The organism is Mycobacterium sp. SMC-17 (assembly GCF_045310915.1).
Lineage (GTDB): Bacteria > Actinomycetota > Actinomycetes > Mycobacteriales > Mycobacteriaceae > Mycobacterium.
The window spans coordinates 161,882-179,408 of record NZ_JBJIAK010000006.1 but is presented as its reverse complement, the minus strand read 5'-3'; the positions used below and the strand labels follow the sequence as shown (position 1 = coordinate 179,408).

The window sequence follows — 17,527 nt, the reverse complement described above, 5'->3', positions numbered from 1 at the left end:
CGCGCTCAGGCAATGGAACGTTGTGGTTGGCCCGAGTATTCACTCAGGGGACGGATCAGCGCGTTGGACGCCGCTTGTTCCATGATGTGCGCGGTCCAGCCCACGATGCGGGCCATCACGAAAAGCGGTGTGAAGACCGGGATGTCGAAGCCCATGAGGTAGTAGGCCGGTCCGGTGGGGAAGTCGAGGTTCGGCTTGATCCTGGTGGCGGTGAACATCTCGCGCTCCAGCACGGTGTAGATGTCCAGCCACCGCTGGCCGCCGCGGGCTGCCACCACCCGGTCGAGCGCAGCCTTCATCGTCGGCACCCGAGAGTCACCGTTCTTGTAGACGCGGTGCCCGAAGCCCATCACCTTCTCTTTGCGGGACAGCTTGTCGTGCAACCACTTCGGGGCATTCTCGGCTGAGCCGATCTCCAGCATGTCGTGCATGACGGCCTCGTTGGCGCCGCCGTGCAGCGAGCCTTTGAGCGCGCCGATGGCGGCGGTCACCGCGCTGTAGATGTCCGACTGCGTGGAGGTCACCACCCGGGCGGCGAACGTGGACGCGTTGAAGCTGTGCTCGGCATACAGCACCATGGACTGGGAGAACGCGTCGACGATCGCCGGTTCGGGGACCGATCCGAAGCACATGTTCAGGAAGTTCTCGGCGTATCCCAGCTGACTGTGCGGCTGGATGGGCGAAAGTCCTTGCCGTCGGCGGATATCGGCGGCGACGATCGTCGGCAGGACGGCGAACATGCGCAGTGACTTGGCGTAGTTGGCGGGAGTCGTGCTGTCGTCCTCTTCCGGATCCTCGGCGCCGAGGTAGCTGATCGCGGTGCGGACCACGTCCATCGGGTGGCAGCTCTCGGGCAGCTTGGCCAGCAGCGAGTACATCGACCGGTCGATCCGCCGGGACGCCCGCTCGCGCTGGCAGAACATCCCGAGTTCGTGTTCGGTCGGCAGCTCGCCGTGCCACAGCAGGTAGGCCACCTGCTCGAACGTGCAGTGCGTCGCCAGATCCTGCACGGGATAACCCCGGTAGGTCAGGCTGTTGGTCTCGGGCACGACTTTGGAGATGGCGGTGGTGTCGACGACGACACCGGCCAGACCCTTGTGGATGTGGGGCGGTTGAGTGGTCATGATTTCACGTCCTGGAGGGTGAAATTGAAGATGTCGGAATCGAATTGGTTGTATTCGGCATAGCGCAGCAACTCGTACAGCCGGCTGCGGTGTTGCATCTGGCCGAGCAGGCCGGCCTGGGTTCCGGCGGTGTGGATTTCGCGCAGGCCCATCTCGACCGCGTGCATCGCCAGACGCAGCGTGGTGACCGGGTAGATCACCAGGTTGTAGCCGATGTCTGACAACCGCTGGGCCGTCACGAGTTCCGACTTGCCGAACTCGGTCATGTTGGCCAGCAGGGGAGTGTCGACCGCTGCCCGGAACTGCTCGAATTCCCTTGGGGTGGACAGTGCTTCGGTGAAGATCAGGTCGGCGCCGGCATCGGCGTAGGCCTTGGCCCGGTCGATGGCCGCGGCGATGCCCTCGATTCCGGCGGCATCGGTGCGCGCACAGATGACGAAGTTGGGGTCCCGGCGAGCGGCGACCGCGGCACGCAGTCGCTTGATCATCTCGGTGGCCGGCACGACTGCCTTACCGTCGAGGTGGCCACAGCGCTTGGGGTTCACCTGGTCCTCCAGATGGCAGCCGGCCAGCCCGGCATCCTCCAGGATCGTGATGGTGCGTGCGGCGCTCATCGGCTCGCCGAAGCCGGTGTCGGCGTCCACCAGGGTGGGCAGGTCGGTGGCCGCGGCGATCTGGGCGCTGCGGGCGGCCACCTCGGTCAAGGTGGTCAGCCCGATATCGGGCAGGCCCAGGTCGGCCGACAGCACCGCGCCCGAGACGTAGACCCCCTCGAAGCCGATCTCTGACACCAGCTTCGCCACCAGTGGCGAGAATGCGCCCGGATAGCGTTGCAGCCGGCCGGAATTCAGTGCCGCCCGCAACGCCACCCGCTTGTCGGCGGCCGAGACCCGCGAGCCGAGCAGGCCGGCGCTCATCGGAAAATCCCCGACGGGATCGTGGGCGCCTTGTCCAGCACGACCTGGTCGACGCGCACGTTGAGGGCGCCGAGGCTGCCCGGCTTCATGGCCGCAAGGCCGTCGACCACGGCCAGGAACCGGTCCTGCTCGGCAGGGGCGACGACGCCTTCGGCGAGCGTGGTGAACTTGTCGCGGTACTGCTCACGCCCGAACGGACGCGCGCCGAGCGGGTGCGCGTCGGCCACGGCCAGCTCGTCGACGATCACCTCGCCGCTCTTGAGCGTCACCACGGCCCGGGCGCCGAACGCCTTCTCCGCCGGGTCATTCGAGTGGTAGCGCCGGGTCCACTCCGGGTCCTCGACGGTCGAGATCTTGTGCCACAGCTCGATGGTGTCCGGCCGGCGGGCGCGCTCGGGCGCGTACGACCGTTCGTGGTGCCACTCACCGTCCTGCAGTGCGACCGCGAAGATGTACATCACCGAGTGATCCAGGGTTTCCCGTGTTGCATCCGGGTCGAACTTTTGCGGATCGTTCGAGCCGGTGCCGATCACGACGTGCGTGTGGTGGCTGGTGTGCAGCACGATGGTGGCGATCTGGTCGACATCGCCGATCCGCGAACGCATCCGGCGCGCCAGGTCGATGGGGGCCTGGCTCTGGTACTCGGCGCTGTGTTCCTTGGTGTAGCTGTCCAGGATGGCCAGCTTGGGTTCACCGGGGCCGGGCAGCGGCACCCGATAGGTGTGCTCGGGCCCGGACAACAGCCAGGCGATGACGCCGTCCTCGCCTTCCCAGATGGGGGCGGGGGAGCCTTCACCGCGCATGGCACGGTCCACGGCCTCGATCGCGACCTTGCCGGCCAGCGCTGGGGCGTAGGCCTTCCAGCTGGAGATCAGACCCTTGCGGGACTGGCGGGTGGCGGTGGTGAGGTGCAGCGCCTGGCCGACGGCGGCATAGATGGTCTCGGGGTCCAGCCGCAGCATGGTGCCGAGGCCGGCGGCGACGGACGGGCCGAGGTGTGCAACGTGGTCGATCTTGTGTTCGTGCAGGCAGATTCCCCGGACCAGGTCCATCTGCACCTCGTATGCGGTGGCGATGCCGCGGATCAGGTCGGCGCCGCGGACGTCGAGCTGCTGGGCCACCGCGACCAGGGCCGGGATGTTGTCCCCCGGATGCGAGTACTCGGCGGCCAGGAAGGTGTCGTGGAAGTCGAGTTCGCGGACGGCCACCCCGTTGGCCCAGGCGGCCCACTCGGGCGAGTAGGTGCCCTCGATGCCGAATACCGTGGCACCGCGCGGCGTGCGGTGCGCCTGTGCCTGGGCTCGCGCGACGGTGACGGGACGCCGGATCACCGATGCGGCCGAGACCGCGGCGTTGTCGATGATCCGGTTGACGACCATCGCCTCGACTTCGGGCGTCACGTCGACCGGATCGGCGGCCACCTCCGCGATCTTCCACGCCAGGTGTTCCGAGCGGGGGAATTCCTCCGCGCTGCGTCGGGTGCGTACCTCGTGTGTCTGCATGATTCGCACGCTACGCAGCTGATCGCGAGCCGGAAAGACCCTGTATTTGCGTAATTTTGCGTCCTTGGTGGTTGTAGTTTGCGAACTTTGTGTAAGCCGCGGGGGTTAGGCTCGCGGCAGTGGCAAAGACATTCGTGGGCGCCCGTCTGCGACGGCTGCGCGAGGAACAGGGCCTGACGCAGGTCGCGCTGGCGCGTGCCCTGGATTTGTCGACGAGCTACGTCAACCAGCTGGAGAACGACCAGCGCCCGGTGACGGTACCGGTGCTGCTCACCTTGGCGGAGCGCTTCGATCTGCCGACCAACTACTTCGCGCCCGAATCGGACGCGCGGCTGGTTTCCGACCTGCGCGAGATCCTCGCCGACACCTCGGCGACGGCCGGCCAGATCGAGGAACTGGTGGCGAGAATGCCGGCGGTCGGTCAGATGCTGGTCAGCATGAACCGCCGATTGTTCGATGCCACAACCGAACTCGACGCCATGCACACCCGCGCCACCGTCGACGCGTCGGCGCCGTTGCCGCAGCCGATGCCGTTCGAAGAAGTCCGGGACTTCTTCTACGACCGGAAGAACCACGTCGGTGAACTGGACGCCGCGGCCGAATCGTTGTTCGGCCGGTTCGCTATGCGGCTCGGCGGTTTGGATGCCCAACTGGCCGACTTGCTGACCGCAGAGCTCGGCATCAGTGTGGTCATCGACGACGGGGAGGTGTTGGGGCCCAATGCCAAACGCTTGTACCGCGAGGACGTCGGCGTTCTCTACGTGGCCCGGTGGCTCCACCCGGGGCAGCGCGCATTCCAGCTGGCCACCCAGCTGGCGCTGTTGATGTATGCCGACCTGATCGCGGCGCTGGTGGCCGCCGACGACCAACTGAGCGCCGAGGCAAGGGAAGTCGCGCAGATCGGGTTGGCGAACTACTTCGCCGGCGCGCTGTTGATGCCGTACCGGCTGTTCCTCGCAGCGGCCGAGGAACTGCGGTATGACATCGACCAGTTGGCCCGCCGGTTCGAGGTCGGATTCGAGACCGTATGCCATCGGCTCTCGACGCTGCAGCGCCCCGAAGCCAGGGGTGTGCCCTTCATCTTCGTGCGCACCGACAGCGCGGGCAACATCTCGAAACGTCAGTCCGCCACTGCCTTTCATTTCTCCCGGGTGGGTGGCAACTGCCCGCTGTGGGTGGTGCACCAGGCCTTCGCGAGACCCGGGGAGTTCATCACCCAGGTGGCGCAGATGCCCGACGGGCGGTCGTATTTCTGGATCGCACGCACGACGACGTCGGCCCCGAGCCGGTTCCGGGGGCCGCGGAAGCGTTTCGCCATCGGACTCGGTTGCGACCTGGCGCACGCCGACAAGTTGATCTATTCGGCCGGCATCGACCTGGCCGACCCCGAGGCCGCGATTCCGATCGGTGCGGGCTGCAAGATTTGCGACCGCCCGGCGTGTCCGCAGCGGGCCTTTCCCTACATCGGTCGTCCCGTCCAGGTCGACCGGCACAGCAGCACCGATTTGCCCTACTCGTCCTCGGGCGGGCACACCTGAATTAATATCTGGGCACGTCAATATTCAGACTTGCCGAACCAGTTGGTTCGGGATTATGGTCAGTTTCCGAACCAACTGACTTGGGAGGTCCCTGTGGACGTCGATACCGCCCGCGCTCGTTTCACTGAACTGCGGGGCCAGGCTCATGTCGATCCCGCCGAGTTGGACGAAATCTGGGCCTCGCTGGAGCCGGTCCGCGCCGTCGACATGGTCGGCAACTGGAAAGGCGACGAGTTCGACACCGGTCACAAGATGAACGGCCAGCTGCAGGCGGTCCGGTGGTACGGCAAGATCTTCAAATCGATCAACGACGTCGAGCCCATCGTCTGCTACGACGAAGCGGGGCAACTGTTTTCGAACAGGGACCTCAGCCGGGGCGGCGCGTCGTTGTGGGACATCGAGTTTCGCGGCGAGGTGACCGGGACCATGGTCTACGACGGGCAGCCGGTGTTCGACCACTTCAAGCGGGTCGACAGCGACACCCTCATGGGCATCATGAACGGCAAGCGGCAGCGCACCGACGACAAGCTGTTCTACTTCCTCCTCGAACGCGACCAGTGAGGTAGCTGGCTGTTACCCTGGCGGATGCTATGAGAGCAGCCGGACATGCGACACGCGAGCGCATCATGGCTGCCGCCAAAGCGGAGTTCTCCGCCCTCGGATTTGCTGGTGCCCGGCTGAATCGCATTGCCGCCGAAGCCAATGCCAGCAAGGAGCGGCTGTACAGCTACTTCCAGAGCAAGCAGAACCTCTTCGAGGCGGTCGTCGAGCAGTGGATTCAGGACGCGCCGTACGACGCGATCTTCAAACCCGACGATGTGCCGGCGTACGCCGTCGCGCTCTTCGATTACATGGTGGCCGACCCGGTCGGGGCCCGGCTGCAGCGCTGGATCGAGTTGGAGGCCGCCGACGGGATGTTCGGTGACCACGTGCTGCGCCGCATCTTCCAGTCCAAGCTGGACCGGATCGCCGAGGCTCAGCGCAGCGGGATCATCGACGCATCGTGGCGGCCGATGGATCTGCTGGTGCTGCTCAACGACATGACCTATGCGCTCGCCGCGGGCGGGTTCGGTATCGACCGCATCGTCGATCAGCCGCTGTCGCCGGAAACCACCGCCGTCCGGCGTGCCGCCGTCGCCGAGGCCGCGCGCCGGCTGGTTCAACAGCCCGCCGGTGACTGACGACCTGGCCGGGTTCGGCCCGTTCTTCGCCATTGTGCGGCAACAGGATTCGCCGATGCCGCCGTGGCGGCCGATGGCCGAGCTCGTCGACGATCCCGACGCGCTGACCGCGCGCGTGCACAAGGTCAGGTCGGCGCTGATGGGCAACGGCGAGCCCGAGATTCGCGTTGCCGCGTCCGTCGCGCACCTGGGGCTGGTGGCGCGGCTGATCGCGCCGATGATCGGCACCGCCGCTCTCGGGGAGCCGGTGTCGTGGTCATTGGCCGACCTGGCCTGGCAGGACCAGCTGGGCGGTCCCTATCCACTGGCGGTCTCCGCGCGGCCGGCCGGGGGCGCGCCCGCAGTGGAAGTACTCACGAACGCGTTCGGGCGATTCGGCGTCAGCCCGAAAGTGTTGTGGGGCAACGTCGGGTCGGCCGCCAACAGTGCGGCCCAGCAGATCGGCCGGACCCGGCCCGACTTGGCCGAGCAGGCACGACAAGCGGCCGACGCTGTTCTCGCGGACCCCAGGGTCGACGGGGGAGTGCTGCGCTCAGGGCCGGCGTTTCGCCGCCGCAGTTGCTGCCTGATCTACCGGCTGGCCGGTGACCGGGCGGCGTGCTGTGGCGACTGCGTGCTCACCGCACCGGGATCAGATCGAACGCCTGCTTGATGATGCTCAGCAGCCACTGCGCGGCGGTCTGACCTTTGAACGTCGGCCACGTCAGCTGGAAGTTCACCACCCACGGCTGGCCGGTGTGGTCGACGGCGTACCAGCTGAAGCCGAGGTCGCCCGGCAGGTTGCCGCCTTTTGAGCCGAGATAGGGCCACTTGGTGCGGTCCAGGTCGATGCCGGCGACCTTCGACATGATGTCCCGGACCGGCGCGGCGGCCCCGACAGCGGCGGCCTGTACCGCGACGTGTTCGCGGCAGATGTCGGCGGCGGTGCCGTACCACTCGGCCCCGATGCTCGATGCCGGCGTGCGGGTGCGGTACGGATCCGGCTCGTAGGGACGAGAACTCACCTGCTGCAACAGTGCCGTGCGCTGCGCCTTGTCGCCGTTCTTCCACTGATCGCGGACATCGGGCTTGCCCCAGCCGATGGAGAACAGCTCGTGCATGGTCGGGTAGGGGGTCAGGCTCGCCGGGTCATGGTGTCCGGCGACCACGAGCGCCTCGTCGACCGCGGCCGGCCCGACCTTGTTGATCAGCATGTCGGTGGCCATGTTGTCGCTGACCGAGATCATCTGCTGGGCAGCCTCGTGGACCGTCACCTGCGTGCCCGGCGCCAGGTTGTCCATGCCGGCCGAACCGAGCTTCTTGCCCTCGGCGGTGACGGTGACCTTGTCGTCCCAGCTGAGGGTTCCGGCCGACACCGCGCGCGCAACGGCAAGCAGCACATAGATTTTCATGATCGACGCCAGCGGCATCGGCTCGTCGACGTTGGTGCCGGCGACCTTGACACACTTGCCGTCGACGACCTTGGCGACCTGGTACGAGTAGTGGGCGCCGGACTTAGCGATCGCCGCGTCGACGTCGGCCCAGGACTTAACCGGCGGCGGACGCAGCGAGACCTCCATGCGGTCGACGGTGCCCTTGCCGTCGACATGCAGCTGGATGTCCTGGTTCACGCCGTAGGAGTTGGTGACGTGCAGGGTCGACTGCCCGGCGCCGATGTCGATGCCGGTGAGTTTGAACGGGCGGTCCCACCAGATCCACTTCATCCGGTAGGTGATGTCGTCCACCTGGTCGGGCGCGGCGAGCGTCTTCACCCCGGCCGGCTCGATGGACCAGTCCGAGTTCAGCATGTCCATCGTCTGGCGCGATCGCATGCCCTGCGGCGTGCTCATGTCGATCAGCGCGCCGTAGGCAGCGCTCGATGGCGGCGCGACGGCTGCGGGCGTGCTGCTACAGCCACCTAAGACGACGATGACTGCGCCGGCCGCGGCCAGCGCAGTCCGGGTCTTATGCCTGCTGGCCGGAACCAGCAACGTCCAACACAACCTCGAATTCGAGAAGTGACGCGCCGGTGGCGACGGGGTTGGCCCGCTGCCCGGCATGGGCCTCGACGGCCGGGCCGGTGGCCCAGGCCTGGAACGCCTCGTCGGACTCCCACTGCGTCACCACGAAGTAGCGGTTTTCGCCTTTGACCGGGCGGAGCAGCTGGAAACCGAGGAAGCCCGGCTGGCCGTCCACTGCGTGAGCGCGGTTGGCGAACCGCTTCTCCAATTCCGGGCCGGCGTTGGGCGGAACTTCGATCGCATTGATCTTCACCACAGGCATGTGCTTCAGGTTACCGCGCTGCCGCAGTCGGCAGGATGGGCGGCAATATAGGGCTATGACGACCGACCTGCTCACCGCCCGGGGCGGCTCCGGCGAGCCGATTGTGCTGGTGCACGGATTGATGGGCCGCGGGACGACGTGGGACCGGCAGTTGCCCTGGTTGACCGAATTGGGTGAGGTCTACACGTACGACGCGCCGTGGCACCGCGGCCGCGGCATCGACGACCCCGAGCCGATCAGCACTGAACGGTTCGTCGCCGACCTGGCCGACGCGGTCGGCTCGCTGGGGCGCCCCGCGCGGCTGATCGGGCACTCGATGGGTGGCCTGCACAGCTGGTGCCTGGCCGCTGCCCGCCCGGAGTTGGTCACCGCGCTGGTGGTCGAGGACATGGCAGCGGATTTCGTCGGCTTCACCATCGGTGCCTGGGAGCCATGGGCGCATGCCCTGCCCGTCGAATTCGATTCGGCGCAGCAGGTTCTGGATCTTTTCGGCCCAGTCGCCGGACGGTACTTCCTGGACGCGTTCGATCGCACCGAGACCGGCTGGCGGCTGCACGGCGAGGCGGGCCGCTGGGTGGCGATCGCCGCCGAGTGGGGTACCCGCGACTACTGGCAGCAGTGGTCCGCCGTGCGCGTGCCGACGTTGCTCATCGAGGCCGGGAACGGGGTCGCGCCCCCGGGGCAGATGCGCAAGATGGCCGAAATCGGGCACTCGACAACGTATTTGGAAGTTCCCGGGGCCGGCCACCTGGTGCACGACGACGCACCCGAGGTCTACCGCCGCGCGGTCGAGGATTTTCTCCGGTCCGTCTGATCACTCGAATCGGGAACGCGCGGCGGCAAGGTCGTGCTCGACGCGGTCCAGGTCTCGGGAATCTCCTACGTCGGTCCAGTTGAAGTTGCCGAAACCATTGCGCGCACCGGGATTTCGGGTGATGGCGCTCAACATGGCGCCGAGTGCGAATGGGGCGACCATGATCGCGACCATCGCGACCAGAGTCAGGATGGTGTTCATGCCATCAATTGTCGAGTCGGAGGCAATCGAATAAACAGTGGCAGTTCGGACGGTAATCGATAAAATACTGCCATGATCAAGAGTGTCTCGGTCCTGGTGATGGACGGAGTGGCGCCGTTCGAGTTCGGCGTGGTGTGCGAGGTGTTCGGTATCGACCGGTCGGCCGACGGTGTGCCGAACTTCGATTTCAAGGTGTGCGGGCCGGAGGCCGGGCGGCCCGTGCGGACGTCGGTCGGTGCCTCACTGATTCCCGACCACGGAATCGACCAGCTCCTGGGCGTTGACCTGGTCGCCATTCCGGCGGTGGCGGGTCCGGTCTATCCGCAGGAGGCGCTGGACGCCATCCGTAACGCCGCGGATTCCGGCTCGATGATCCTGACCATCTGTTCGGGGGTTTTCGTGGCCGGTGCCGCCGGGTTGCTCGACGGCCGTGCGTGCACCACGCACTGGATGCACGCGGACAAGCTGGCCCGCATGTATCCCACGGCCCGCGTCGATCGTGACGTTCTGTTCGTCGACGACGGAAATCTGATCACCAGCGCGGGCACCGCTGCCGGTATCGATGCCTGCCTGCACCTGGTGCGGCGCGAGATGGGCAGCGAGATCACCAACAAGATCGCGCGCCGCATGGTGGTGCCGCCGCAGCGCGACGGTGGTCAGCGGCAGTTCATCGAGCAGCCCATCCCGGTGCGGTGCTCGGAAGGCTTTGCGCCACATCTGGATTGGATTCTGACCAACCTGCGCCACCCGCATACGGTGGACAGCCTGGCCAAACGGGCGAGCATGTCGGGGCGCACGTTCGCGCGCCGTTTCGTCGAAGAGACCGGGCGGACGCCCATGCAGTGGGTCACCGATCAGCGCGTGCTCTACGCCCGCAGGCTGCTGGAGGAGACGGATCTCGATGTCGATCGGGTGGCCGACAAGGCCGGATTTGGCACCGCGACCCTACTGCGGCACCATTTCCGGCGCGTTGTCGGCGTCAATCCGTCCGACTACCGGCGGCGCTTCGCTTGTCCCAATCTGCTTGCGCCGCAACCGGTTGACTAGCCCTGCGGCCTGCACTGCACGTTGACGTACACGGTGTCGAACTGGCCGGAGTTGATGCGCTGGCCCCGGCCGTCGATGTTGGAGCCGGTGAGCCCGTGCACGTCGGTCACCGAACACGCGGACAGCGGTCCGGAGGTGCTGGTGTTGACCTGGACGTGATAGCCGCGGGACTGCAGCTCGTTGATGGTGTCGACGGCCGAGCCGCCGCCGGTCGGCAGCGCGGAGGCCGTGGCCGGGGCGAGGGTCGCCGCGGCGATTGCGGCTGCGGCGGCTCCGGCGATGACGAGGCCGCGACGACGAGCGTTAACTTTCTGTTCACCTGAAATTCGGTATGCGGTCATGCTTCCGTTCTATCCGAGGATCACCGCATGTGGTACTGACTCATGCCGTTCTCATCGGAAAGCACGCGGTTTCATGCCGTTCTCATTGAAACGGGGTTCAGCGCTCGCCCTCACCGGCCAGCGCGTACCGGTCGTCGGCGGTCTGCTCGACCAGGCCGTCGACCAGCAACGAGTCCAGCGCCCGGTCGCGCTGCGCGGTATCGGTGAGCCACGCCACATCCAACTGCGCCCGCGTCACCGGAGTTGCGCTGCCGCGCAACACATCCAGCAGCCGGCCGCGGACCTGGCGGTCGGTTCCCGCGTACTTCTGGACCGGCCGGGTCGGGGCGTCCAACTCGGGATGGCCGGCACTGCGCCACGCGCACACGGTCAGCGGGCAGACCCCGCATTTCGGTGTGCGGGCGGTGCAGACGATGGCGCCGAGTTCCATCAACGCGGCCGAAAACACATGTGCCGTGCCATCTTCGGGCAGGAGCGCGGCGACGTCGTCCAGGTCGCGCGAGCGCGCGGGGGTGTCGGCCACGCCGCGAATCACACGTGCGACCACTCGGCGCACATTGGTGTCGACGACGGGTACGTCCTGTTGATAGGCGAAGCAGGCGACGGCCCGCGCGGTGTAGGCGCCGACACCGGGCAGCGTCAGGAGGGTCTCGACGTCGCGGGGGACTTCGTCGCCGTGCTCGGCGGCGATCACCTCGGCGCATTCGTGTAGGCGCTTGGCGCGCCGCGGATAGCCCAGTTTTCCCCAGGCGCGCAGTACGTCCGCGGCCCCGGCCGCCGCGGTCGCGGACGGCGTGGGCCAGCGGGCGATCCAGTCCCGCCAGATCGGTTCCACCCGCGACACCGGCGTCTGCTGCAGCATGAACTCGCTCACCAGAATTTGCCACGCGGTGACATCGGGGGCCCGCCACGGCAGGTCGCGCCGTGCGGTGCGGAACCAATCCAGAAGCTCGTCGGCCGGGATGAGAATTTGCCCTGAACTCATTGCGCACTCACTATGCGAGCAGGGCACAATGGGCGGCATGCCCAACTCGAACCCGATAAACGCCTGGAAAGCACTGAGAGAGGGTAACGAGCGATTCGTTGCCGGTGAGTCGCTGCACCCCAGCCAGAGCATCGAGCGCCGCGCCGAGCTGGCCGGCGGGCAGAAGCCGACGGCCGTCCTCTTCGGTTGTGCGGACAGCCGCGTCGCCGCCGAGATCATCTTCGATCAGGGCCTCGGCGACATGTTCGTCGTCCGCACCGCGGGCCACGTCCTCGACTCCTCGGTGATCGGTTCTATCGAGTACGCCGTGGCGATCCTCGAAGTGCCGCTGATCGTGGTTCTCGGCCACGACAGCTGCGGCGCGGTCAAGGCCACCATCACGGCTCTGGACGACGGCGCGGTGCCGGGTGGATTCGTGCGGGACATCGTCGAGCGGGTGACGCCGTCGATCCTGGTCGGCCGCCGCGAGGGACTCTCCGAGGTCGACGAGCTCGAGGCCAAGCACGTCAACGAGACGGTGCGCCTGCTGAGCGAGCGGTCCAACATCATCGCCGAGCGTCTGGCGTCGGGCAAGGTCGCCATCGTCGGCGCGACCTACCACCTGGCCGAGGGTCGGGTCACCAAGCGCGACCACGTCGGCGACATCGGCGAATAGTCCGTCGAACTGGGGTGGCGAATACCACCCCAGTTCACAGACGACACGCCGCAGCAGGTCAGAGCGCACCGCGTTTTGTGCCCTTACCGTGACAATGTGCCGGATCTAGAACCGCATGGCCCGCTGCCATCCCAGATCTATTGGCGTCGGCGGATGCTGGCCATCGGTGTCGGCGCAGTCGTCGTTCTCCTCGTCGTGATCATCGGGGTCGTCGTCTTCAGCAACAGCACCGACGATTCCAAGCCGACTCAGCCCACCGCGAACACGTCGACGTCCGCGACGCCGCTGCCCGGCGAGACGCCCGGGGTGAAGAGCCCGATCGCGCCGCCGCCGAACGCGGGTCCGGCTCCGACGCCCACGCCGACCACCGCGGTCACGCCGCCGCCGGTGCTCAAGGCGGGCGACGACTGCCCGGACACGACGCTGGCGGCCAAGGGCATCACCAACCAGCCGACCTACGTGATCGGTGACCAGCCGAAGTTCACCATGGTGGTCACCAATATCGGCCTCGTCGAGTGCAAGCGTGACGTCGGCGCCGCCGTGCTGGCCGCCTACGTCTACTCACTGGACAACAACCGGCTGTGGTCCAACCTGGACTGCGCGCCGTCGAACGAGACCTTGGTCCGCGCATTCAAGCCGGGCGAGCAGGTGACCACCGAGGTCACGTGGACCGGCATGGGCTCGGCGCCGAACTGCCCGCTGCCGCGTCAGGCGATCGGGCCCGGCACCTACAACCTGGTCGTCCAGCTGGGCAATCTGCGATCGGCCCCGGTGCCGTTCGTGCTGTCCGAGGCCCAGCAGCCCGGCCCGGGTGCACCGCCCGCGGGCGAGGCGCCGCCGCCGGCTCCCGTCGCACCGGCTCCCGGCGAGCCGACGCTGCCCGGCCCCGCCAACTGATCTCAGGCCAGCCGGTCGGCGATCGTCGACTCGGCGAGCAACGACAAACCCTCGCGGATGTGGCGGGCCCACATGGACCCGATGCCCTCCACCGACTGCAGGTCGTCGGCGCTCGCGGCGAGCAGGCCCTGTAGCGATCCGAACGAGCGCACCAGCAGGTCGACGTGTGCGAACTGCAGACGCGGAATGCCGGCCATCGCCCGGTAGCCGCGCGAGCTCATCGCCGAATCCTGCGCCTCGGGCGTCGAGGGGTAGCCGAAAACCCTTGCGAGCGTTGTGAAATCGAGCAGTTCGTTGTCGCTGAGCGCGTCGAGCTCCTCGAGTGTCGCGGTCACCTGGTCGGCGGTCGGCGGGTCGGGGTTGGCGTGGTAGTCGCGCACGATCAGTTCGCGGGCCGCGTCGTTGTCGCCGACCAGTTCGTCGAGCTGCAGCTTGAGCTGACGCCCATCGGTACCGAGCTCTACGACGTCGGCGTCGATCTCCAGGCTGATCCGGCGGACCATCTCCATGCGTTGCACGACGGTCATGACATCGCGCAGCGTCACGAAGTCCTCGATCTCGGCCATCGACAGCTGCTTGCTGACCTCGTCGAGCCGGAATTTGTAGCGCTCCAGCGTGGCGACGGTCTGGTTGGCGCGCGACAAGATGGTCGGAGTTTCCGGTACGACGTGCCGCTCGCCGGCCACGTACACCGTCACGATGCTCATCGAGTGGCTGACGGACACCACCGGGAAACCGGTCTGGATGGCGGCGCGCTCGGCCGAGCGGTGCCGGGTGCCGGATTCGTCGGTCGGGATCGACGGGTCGGGGACCAGCTGCACGTTGGCCCGCAAGATGCGGGTGAGGTCGCTGGAGAGCACCACGGCGCCGTCCATCTTCGACAGCTCCCGCAGCCGGGTGGGTGCGAACCGGACGTCCAGCGGGAAGCCACCGTCGCAGATGGCCTCGACGCTGTCGTCGTAGCCCAGCACGATCAGCCCGCCGGTACGGCCGCGCAGGATGCGCTCGAGACCGTCCCGCAGCGGGGTACCGGGCGCCAGCTTGCCCAACGTCTCGCGCAGTGTCGGTCGGGCCAGATGCACGACGTTGCCGCGCCCGGCCCGGGTTCCCGCTTTCACCGACATCGGTGCACTCCTCGGTGGTTTTCCGGCCGGGCTCTACCCGGTCCGGTCCACATTCTCTGTGATCTTGCGTAACACCCGCAACGCCGCGGTGATGTTCTCGGCCGGCAGCACCCGAAGGCCGCGTGGTGGCGACTCGATTCCGGTGGGCACGACGGCCGTGGTGAAGCCGAGCCGGGCGGCCTCGGCGAGCCTGCGATCCATGCCGGTGACCCGGCGCAGATCACCCGCCAGGCCCACCTCGCCGATGGCGATCGCGGTGGCCGGCAGCGGCAGATCGGTGTACGCCGATGCGATGGCCAGCGCGACTGCCAGGTCCGAGGACGGATCGGTCAGTCGCATGCCGCCCACCGTGGACAGATAGATGTCGTTGGTGCCGACGGGCAGGCGCGCCCGCTTCTCGAGCACGGCGGTGATCATGGCCGCGCGCGCCGAGTCGATACCGCTGACGGCGCGGCGCGGCGATCCTGCCGAGGGCGAGCCGATCAGGGCCTGTACCTCGCCGATGAGCGGCCGTTTGCCGTCGAGGCTGACGGTCACCGCGGTGCCCGAAACCGGCGCCGGCCGCTGATCGAGGAAGAGCCCCGAAGGGTCGGCAACGCACTCGATCCCGTTGTCGTGCAACATGAAACAGCCGACTTCATCGGCCGCGCCGAAGCGGTTCTTCACGCCGCGGACCATGCGTAGCGCCGACGCGCGGTCGCCCTCGAAGTGCAGCACCACGTCCACCAGGTGCTCCAGTGAGCGCGGCCCGGCGATGGCGCCGTCCTTGGTGACGTGGCCGACCAGGACCATCGCGATGCCGGTCGTCTTGGCCGCCATGGTGAGGGCGGTGGTGACGGCCCGGACCTGCGTCACGCCGCCCGTGACGCCGTCGGCTTCGGCGGTCGACATGGTCTGCACCGAGTCCACCACGACCAGCGTGGGCTGAACTGCCTCGATATGGCCGAGCGCCGTCTGCAGGTCGGACTCGGCGGCCAGGTAGACGTCGTCGTGCGTGCAGCCGGTGCGCTCGGCGCGCAGCCGGATCTGCCCGGCGGACTCCTCGCCCGACAGATAGAGCGCACGCCGCCCGGACATGGCCCAGCGGTGCGCGACCTCGAGCAGCAGTGTCGACTTGCCGACGCCGGGATCACCGGCCAGCAGCGTCACCGAACCCGGTACGACACCACCGCCCAGCACGCGGTCCAGTTCGCTGATCCCGGTGTGGAAATGCCTGGTCGTGCCCGGATCGATCGAGCTGATCGGTACTGCGGGCGACGCCGGCGCGACGGCGCGATGCGTCGCGGGCGTCAGCGTGCTCAGTACGGCGACTTCGTTGACCGTGCCCCAGGTGCCGCAGTCCGGGCAGCGGCCCACCCATTTCGCCGTGGTGTGCTGGCACTCCGAGCAGCGGAACTGCGAACGTACTTTCGAACCGGTTCTGGCCATGCCGCGAACTTAGTCGCTGGTACCGACAGATTGCGTCAGGCTCGGCGTCCGAATCCGAGTCGCCTGGCCAGTTTTCGCATCAAGCCGGGTTGATCATCCGGGTGGTCCCCGATGACACCGAAATCCACGTGTACGGCGACGGGCCTGTCGTCGCGGTCGTACGTCGCAAGGACCGGGAAACCGCCGTCGCCCCAACCGGATCCGCTGACGACGACATTGGCACCGGAGGCCGGGTCGAGTGACACATTGGCGTAGCCCGGGCCGATATCCGGTGCCCACAGGCCGCGGTCGATGGCCTCGGCGCGATCTGCCAGCACTGAATCCTCGACCGCCGCATCGTGAACCGCGAGCAGCCCGTGGTCGGTGCCGGTGAACGCGCCGAAGCTGGGGACGGGCGGCACGAGTAATTCGTCGGCGGAACCGAGCAGGGCCGGTTGGCCGTCGCCGATCGCCACGCTCAAATATGCCTGGCGGGGCTCAGGAGTGCCGTCGTCGCTCACATCGACCACCGTTGCCCAAACCCGGTACGAGCCATTCGGGACGGCGAGTATGCAACCGCCGCTTCTCGGGCCGAACGGATCCCGCGCGATCAATGCGCCGGTACTGACCTGCACCGTTCCGAGTTCGACGACGGTGCATCCCGCAGCGCGACCGGTGGTGGCTGCGAGGAACGAAGCGAGGCTAGTGATGTCCCTCGCCGCCGCCGGCAGGTGCCGGAGCGGCGTCGCCGGCCTCGCGGCGCGGGGCCTCGCCGGCGGAGATCGGGACCGCGATGGTCTTCTCGCCGGCGTTCTGGAACTTGAACGTGAAGTTGTAGTTCAGGCCGTTGCTGATGGGCTTGGTCAGCGCCACCATCGCGATGGAGGTCGTGGCGTCCTCGGACCGCGGCAGGGTCTGCTTCTGGCCGTCCGGGGTGCCGACCAGCAGCACGCCGCCCGCGGGCACCGTGGTGCCGCCGTTGACCAGCACCTCGCCGGTGTCGGAGGTGATGCCGATCAGCTTGTCGGGGTTGTCGGGCGACTTGTTGGTCGCGACGAACAGCAGCTCGACCATGGTGCCGGGCTTGACGAAGTCGCGGGTCTGCGGGGCGCGCAGGTAGACGTTGCGCAGATCCACACCGGCCTTCTCGTTGCCGATGGTGGTGGCGGTGCCGTTGACCGCAGGCAGCTGGTTCGCGCTCTGTGAGACCTGGCCGCTGCTGCAGCCGGTGAGCGTCACCGCGGTGGCCAGCCCGAAGGCGGCCAGCGTGACGGCAGAAGTGCGCGATTTCATGCGGTTCACTCAAGCCTCCTGCTTGGGCGCCAGCGGCGATGCGCGTGACGGCCTTGGGTATGTCCTGCTGTGTCCCCGGACTGGTCCGGCGTTCGACTATGCAGAGTAGTAGGTGGCGGTTGGCGGCGGTAGCGGAGGCCCGCCATCTGCCTGGTTCGGGCGTCTTTCCGGCCGGGAATGACCGGTGAATGGGACGTGAATCCGGGGGAATTCGGCCGGATTGTGGCCCCCGCCACTGC

The 17,527-nt window shown here is 67.5% G+C and carries 20 protein-coding genes; 8 read left to right on the top strand and 12 right to left on the bottom strand.

All coding sequences use genetic code 11. The features are described 5' to 3' along the window. Nucleotides 1-5: 5 nt before the first annotated feature. The 3 genes from ACJH7A_RS06785 to prpD are packed head-to-tail and all read right to left on the bottom strand — an operon-like array spanning nucleotide 6 to nucleotide 3,543. A complete protein-coding gene (locus ACJH7A_RS06785; RefSeq protein ID WP_406801632.1) occupies nucleotides 6-1,124 on the bottom strand; it encodes a bifunctional 2-methylcitrate synthase/citrate synthase in 1,119 nt (372 codons plus the stop codon). Beyond that, nucleotides 1,121-2,041, bottom strand: coding sequence for a methylisocitrate lyase (gene prpB / locus ACJH7A_RS06780; RefSeq protein ID WP_406801631.1), 921 nt, complete (start codon nucleotides 2,039-2,041; stop codon nucleotides 1,121-1,123). The genes ACJH7A_RS06785 and prpB overlap by 4 nt, the downstream gene beginning before the upstream one ends. Beyond that, complete coding sequence (gene prpD, locus ACJH7A_RS06775; protein WP_406801630.1) at nucleotides 2,038-3,543, bottom strand: 2-methylcitrate dehydratase PrpD; 1,506 nt, start codon at nucleotides 3,541-3,543, stop codon at nucleotides 2,038-2,040. The genes prpB and prpD overlap by 4 nt, the downstream gene beginning before the upstream one ends. A 119-nt stretch (nucleotides 3,544-3,662) precedes the next feature. On the opposite strand from prpD, the gene ACJH7A_RS06770 reads away from it, so the two are divergent. The 4 genes from ACJH7A_RS06770 (at nucleotide 3,663) to ACJH7A_RS06755 (ending at nucleotide 6,914) form a co-directional block, all read left to right on the top strand. Beyond that, the gene (locus ACJH7A_RS06770) at nucleotides 3,663-5,081 is read left to right on the top strand and encodes a short-chain fatty acyl-CoA regulator family protein (protein ID WP_406801629.1); all 1,419 of its coding nucleotides are present in this window, start codon (nucleotides 3,663-3,665) and stop codon (nucleotides 5,079-5,081) included. A 93-nt stretch (nucleotides 5,082-5,174) separates the two neighbouring features. After that, nucleotides 5,175-5,642, top strand: a complete 468-nt coding sequence (locus tag ACJH7A_RS06765) for a DUF4334 domain-containing protein (protein ID WP_346415061.1) — start codon at nucleotides 5,175-5,177, stop codon at nucleotides 5,640-5,642. Nucleotides 5,643-5,707: 65 nt separating this feature from the next. Further along, entirely contained in the window at nucleotides 5,708-6,262 is a 555-nt protein-coding gene (locus ACJH7A_RS06760) for a TetR family transcriptional regulator (protein WP_406801641.1), read from the top strand. A gap of 55 nt (nucleotides 6,263-6,317) precedes the next feature. Beyond that, nucleotides 6,318-6,914 (top strand): (2Fe-2S)-binding protein, encoded by a 597-nt coding sequence (locus ACJH7A_RS06755; RefSeq protein WP_406801640.1) that lies wholly within the window; start codon nucleotides 6,318-6,320, stop codon nucleotides 6,912-6,914. Here the strand turns inward: ACJH7A_RS06755 and ACJH7A_RS06750 are convergent. Next, on the bottom strand, nucleotides 6,880-8,244 hold the full coding sequence (locus tag ACJH7A_RS06750; protein WP_406801628.1) for a serine hydrolase: 1,365 nt from the start codon (nucleotides 8,242-8,244) through the stop codon (nucleotides 6,880-6,882). The two genes, ACJH7A_RS06755 and ACJH7A_RS06750, sit on opposite strands and share 35 nt — an antisense overlap. After that, nucleotides 8,207-8,524: a mycobilin-forming heme oxygenase MhuD gene (mhuD, locus tag ACJH7A_RS06745; RefSeq protein ID WP_020100898.1), complete on the bottom strand. Its 318-nt coding sequence runs from the start codon at nucleotides 8,522-8,524 to the stop codon at nucleotides 8,207-8,209. The genes ACJH7A_RS06750 and mhuD overlap by 38 nt, the downstream gene beginning before the upstream one ends. 55 nt (nucleotides 8,525-8,579) lie before the next feature. Here mhuD and ACJH7A_RS06740 point away from each other — a divergent pair, with 55 nt between their 5' ends. Further along, complete coding sequence (locus ACJH7A_RS06740; protein WP_061006738.1) at nucleotides 8,580-9,338, top strand: alpha/beta fold hydrolase; 759 nt, start codon at nucleotides 8,580-8,582, stop codon at nucleotides 9,336-9,338. Here the strand turns inward: ACJH7A_RS06740 and ACJH7A_RS06735 are convergent, their stop codons facing one another. After that, nucleotides 9,339-9,539, bottom strand: coding sequence for a hypothetical protein (locus ACJH7A_RS06735; protein ID WP_061006739.1), 201 nt, complete (start codon nucleotides 9,537-9,539; stop codon nucleotides 9,339-9,341). Nucleotides 9,540-9,611: 72 nt separating this feature from the next. Here ACJH7A_RS06735 and ACJH7A_RS06730 point away from each other — a divergent pair, with 72 nt between their 5' ends. Continuing rightward, nucleotides 9,612-10,586, top strand: coding sequence for a GlxA family transcriptional regulator (locus ACJH7A_RS06730; protein WP_267324207.1), 975 nt, complete (start codon nucleotides 9,612-9,614; stop codon nucleotides 10,584-10,586). Here ACJH7A_RS06730 and ACJH7A_RS06725 read toward each other — a convergent pair. Further along, nucleotides 10,583-10,927, bottom strand: a complete 345-nt coding sequence (locus tag ACJH7A_RS06725) for a hypothetical protein (RefSeq protein WP_061006741.1) — start codon at nucleotides 10,925-10,927, stop codon at nucleotides 10,583-10,585. The genes ACJH7A_RS06730 and ACJH7A_RS06725 overlap by 4 nt on opposite strands. A 97-nt stretch (nucleotides 10,928-11,024) precedes the next feature. Continuing rightward, nucleotides 11,025-11,912, bottom strand: a complete 888-nt coding sequence (locus ACJH7A_RS06720; RefSeq protein WP_267324206.1) for an A/G-specific adenine glycosylase — start codon at nucleotides 11,910-11,912, stop codon at nucleotides 11,025-11,027. Between the two features lie 37 nt (nucleotides 11,913-11,949). On the opposite strand from ACJH7A_RS06720, the gene ACJH7A_RS06715 reads away from it, so the two are divergent. Together ACJH7A_RS06715 and ACJH7A_RS06710 are read left to right on the top strand one after the other, a co-directional pair. Next, a complete protein-coding gene (locus ACJH7A_RS06715; protein ID WP_212807276.1) occupies nucleotides 11,950-12,567 on the top strand; it encodes a carbonic anhydrase in 618 nt (205 codons plus the stop codon). Between the two features lie 96 nt (nucleotides 12,568-12,663). Continuing rightward, the gene (locus ACJH7A_RS06710) at nucleotides 12,664-13,464 is read left to right on the top strand and encodes a hypothetical protein (RefSeq protein WP_406801627.1); all 801 of its coding nucleotides are present in this window, start codon (nucleotides 12,664-12,666) and stop codon (nucleotides 13,462-13,464) included. 2 nt (nucleotides 13,465-13,466) lie between these two features. Here ACJH7A_RS06710 and disA read toward each other — a convergent pair whose 3' ends face one another. The 4 genes from disA to ACJH7A_RS06690 form a co-directional block, all read right to left on the bottom strand. After that, nucleotides 13,467-14,546 (bottom strand): DNA integrity scanning diadenylate cyclase DisA, encoded by a 1,080-nt coding sequence (gene disA, locus ACJH7A_RS06705; protein WP_406801639.1) that lies wholly within the window; start codon nucleotides 14,544-14,546, stop codon nucleotides 13,467-13,469. A 75-nt stretch (nucleotides 14,547-14,621) separates the two neighbouring features. Further along, on the bottom strand, nucleotides 14,622-16,016 hold the full coding sequence (radA, locus tag ACJH7A_RS06700) for a DNA repair protein RadA (protein WP_212807275.1): 1,395 nt from the start codon (nucleotides 16,014-16,016) through the stop codon (nucleotides 14,622-14,624). A 35-nt stretch (nucleotides 16,017-16,051) separates the two neighbouring features. Next, nucleotides 16,052-16,630 carry a DUF4241 domain-containing protein gene (locus ACJH7A_RS06695; protein ID WP_212807273.1) on the bottom strand — a complete coding sequence of 193 codons (579 nt, stop codon included), beginning with the start codon at nucleotides 16,628-16,630 and terminating at the stop codon, nucleotides 16,052-16,054. Between the two features lie 67 nt (nucleotides 16,631-16,697). Then, nucleotides 16,698-17,297 carry a hypothetical protein gene (locus ACJH7A_RS06690; protein ID WP_371825686.1) on the bottom strand — a complete coding sequence of 200 codons (600 nt, stop codon included), beginning with the start codon at nucleotides 17,295-17,297 and terminating at the stop codon, nucleotides 16,698-16,700. Between the last annotated feature and the right edge of the window lie 230 nt (nucleotides 17,298-17,527).

Bases quoted from the DNA above. Each gene is read 5' to 3' on its own strand.
- prpB (WP_406801631.1), bottom strand. From the start codon at position 2,041: ATGAGCGCCGGCCTGCTCGGCTCGCGGGTCTCGGCCGCCGACAAGCGG.
- ACJH7A_RS06755 (WP_406801640.1), top strand. From the start codon at position 6,318: ATGCCGCCGTGGCGGCCGATGGCCGAGCTCGTCGACGATCCCGACGCG.
- ACJH7A_RS06740 (WP_061006738.1), top strand. From the start codon at position 8,580: ATGACGACCGACCTGCTCACCGCCCGGGGCGGCTCCGGCGAGCCGATT.
- ACJH7A_RS06730 (WP_267324207.1), top strand. From the start codon at position 9,612: ATGATCAAGAGTGTCTCGGTCCTGGTGATGGACGGAGTGGCGCCGTTC.
- ACJH7A_RS06785 (WP_406801632.1), bottom strand. From the start codon at position 1,124: ATGACCACTCAACCGCCCCACATCCACAAGGGTCTGGCCGGTGTCGTC.
- ACJH7A_RS06725 (WP_061006741.1), bottom strand. From the start codon at position 10,927: ATGACCGCATACCGAATTTCAGGTGAACAGAAAGTTAACGCTCGTCGT.
- ACJH7A_RS06735 (WP_061006739.1), bottom strand. From the start codon at position 9,539: ATGAACACCATCCTGACTCTGGTCGCGATGGTCGCGATCATGGTCGCC.
- mhuD (WP_020100898.1), bottom strand. From the start codon at position 8,524: ATGCCTGTGGTGAAGATCAATGCGATCGAAGTTCCGCCCAACGCCGGC.
- prpD (WP_406801630.1), bottom strand. From the start codon at position 3,543: ATGCAGACACACGAGGTACGCACCCGACGCAGCGCGGAGGAATTCCCC.
- ACJH7A_RS06720 (WP_267324206.1), bottom strand. From the start codon at position 11,912: ATGAGTTCAGGGCAAATTCTCATCCCGGCCGACGAGCTTCTGGATTGG.
- radA (WP_212807275.1), bottom strand. From the start codon at position 16,016: ATGGCCAGAACCGGTTCGAAAGTACGTTCGCAGTTCCGCTGCTCGGAG.
- ACJH7A_RS06715 (WP_212807276.1), top strand. From the start codon at position 11,950: ATGCCCAACTCGAACCCGATAAACGCCTGGAAAGCACTGAGAGAGGGT.
- ACJH7A_RS06760 (WP_406801641.1), top strand. From the start codon at position 5,708: ATGGCTGCCGCCAAAGCGGAGTTCTCCGCCCTCGGATTTGCTGGTGCC.